Annotated in this window: 3 protein-coding genes; all 3 read right to left on the bottom strand. The window is 61.5% G+C overall.

Annotation, left to right across the window (positions count from 1 at the left end; genetic code table 11):
- Nucleotides 1-447 (bottom strand): ABC transporter ATP-binding protein (locus E5W87_RS32010; protein WP_292406922.1); only part of this gene is annotated, 447 nt, incomplete at its 3' end.
- Nucleotides 448-564: 117 nt separating this feature from the next.
- The gene (locus tag E5W87_RS32015; protein ID WP_292406924.1) at nucleotides 565-1,602 is read right to left on the bottom strand and encodes an ABC transporter substrate-binding protein; all 1,038 of its coding nucleotides are present in this window, start codon (nucleotides 1,600-1,602) and stop codon (nucleotides 565-567) included.
- A 65-nt stretch (nucleotides 1,603-1,667) separates the two neighbouring features.
- A partial coding sequence (locus E5W87_RS32020) for a 2OG-Fe(II) oxygenase family protein (protein WP_367118900.1) occupies nucleotides 1,668-1,925 on the bottom strand: 258 nt, incomplete at its 5' end.

The following is a 1,925-nucleotide window of genomic DNA, read 5'->3' on the forward strand; positions in this document are numbered from 1 at the left end:
GACCAGTGCCCGCGCCAGCGCCACGCGCTGCTGCTGGCCGCCCGAAAGCTGGTTTGGATAGCGGTCGGAATATCCGCCGAGCTGCACCATATCGAGCACCTTGGCGATGCGGCTCAGCATTTCGGGCTTGGCGATCTTGCGCATCTCCAGCCCGAAGGCGAGGTTCTGGTCCACCGTCATATGCGGAAACAGCGCATAGTTCTGGAACACCATGCCGATGTCGCGTTTTTCGGCCGGCACGTTGACGACGTCCTTGCCGTCGAAGCGGATGGCGCCTTCGCTCGCTTCCTCGAAGCCGGCGATCATCTTCAGCGTCGTCGTTTTACCGCAGCCTGAGGGACCGAGCAGCGAGATGAACTCGCCATCGGCGATGCGGATCGAGATGCTATCGACCGCGCGTGCGCTGCCGAAGGTCTTGGTCAGCCGCTCGATGCTAACCTCGGTCATGAATTCTCCACTTCACAAAGCCGCCGGCTTCGACGGAGCACCGGAGGTACATCGCGGCTGGCAGGAAGGATGGCACGCCCGCAAGCGAGGCGCGCCGTTCCCAGTTCAATGTCGGCCTTAGAGGATTGTCTTGGCCCAGCGCTCGGCCAGCTCGCCCTGCTTCTCGTTGACGAAATCCCAGTCCCAGGTGAGGATCTTGGTCATCTCCTCGCCGGAAACCGGCACGTCGGCCTTGAGGTCGTCAGGAATGACCACCTTGGAGTTGGTCGGCGACACGAAGAATTCCTTCGCCATCAGCATCTGGATTTCCGGCGACAGCAGGAAGTCAGCATATTGATAGGCCAGTTCCTTCTCCGGGCCGTTGGCCAGGATCGAGACCGTCTGGTCGAACATGAACATGCCTTCCTCGGGAACGACGCAGTCGACCGGCAGGCCCTGCTTGCGCAGGCGCGCGATCTCGCCGAAATCGAAAGGCGCGACGACGATCTCACCCGAGGACAGGGCCGTGGAAAGGTTGAAATCGACCTGGATCACCTGGCCCAGCTTGGCGAGAGCGTCAAAGCCGGCATCGACGTCGTACTGGTCCTTGCCGAAGATCTTCGAAGCCAGCAGCAGCTCCATCTTGCCGGCGCTGTTGGCGAAATTGTAGAGGCCGATCCTGCCCTTGAACTCCTCGTTGCTCCACAGGTCCTTCCAGGCCTTGGGCGGCGTCTGAACCAGATCGGTGCGGTAGCCGATGCCGATCGGCGAAATGGCGCCGGTGGCGCCGAAACCGTCGGCGATCTTGGCCAGCGGATAGAGGTCGTTGTAGTTCGGTAGCTTTGCCAGATCGAGCTTTTCGAAGAAGCCCTCCTTGCGCAGGCCGGACGCGAAGACCTCGTTGGTCATGATGATCGAATAGGGCGGCTTGTCGACGCCGGCGGCACGCAGATTGGCGCCGAAGACACGGCCATTGCCGACATCGAGCGTCACCTTGGCGCCGGAGGCCTTCTCGAAGGCCGGTGCGATGGTCGAACGCCAGAACTGCTCCCAGACCCCGCCGAGCGTCGGCACGATCAGCGTCTTTTCCTGGGCGATGGCAGGCATTCCGATCAGCCCGGCGGCGCCGAGCGCGCCCATTCCGGCAAGCGTCTGTCGTCTGGTCACTTTCGTCATCACAATTCCCCTTGTTGATTTCTTGAATCAATTCGTTCGTTGGGACGGCCGAAGCCCTCCATCGGTCAGCGGCCGAAAGCCTGATTGGTCTTCAGCTCGATATAGTCTCCATAGGTGATCGGCTCATATTTGGCCTGCTTGCCGTTCGCGCAGAACGGCTCCAGGCAGGAGATCAGCGTCTCCTTGCTGGGGTTGACGAAGAAAGGGATCGACTGGCGGCGCGAACTGCCTTTCCTGTTGCGCGGCGGATTGGCGACGCGGTGCGGCGTCGAGACCCATTCGTCATTGCTCCAGCGCATGAAGGCATCGGCGATGTTGACGAC

The sequence above is a fragment of the Mesorhizobium sp. genome, assembly GCF_004962925.1.
Lineage (GTDB): Bacteria > Pseudomonadota > Alphaproteobacteria > Rhizobiales > Rhizobiaceae > Mesorhizobium.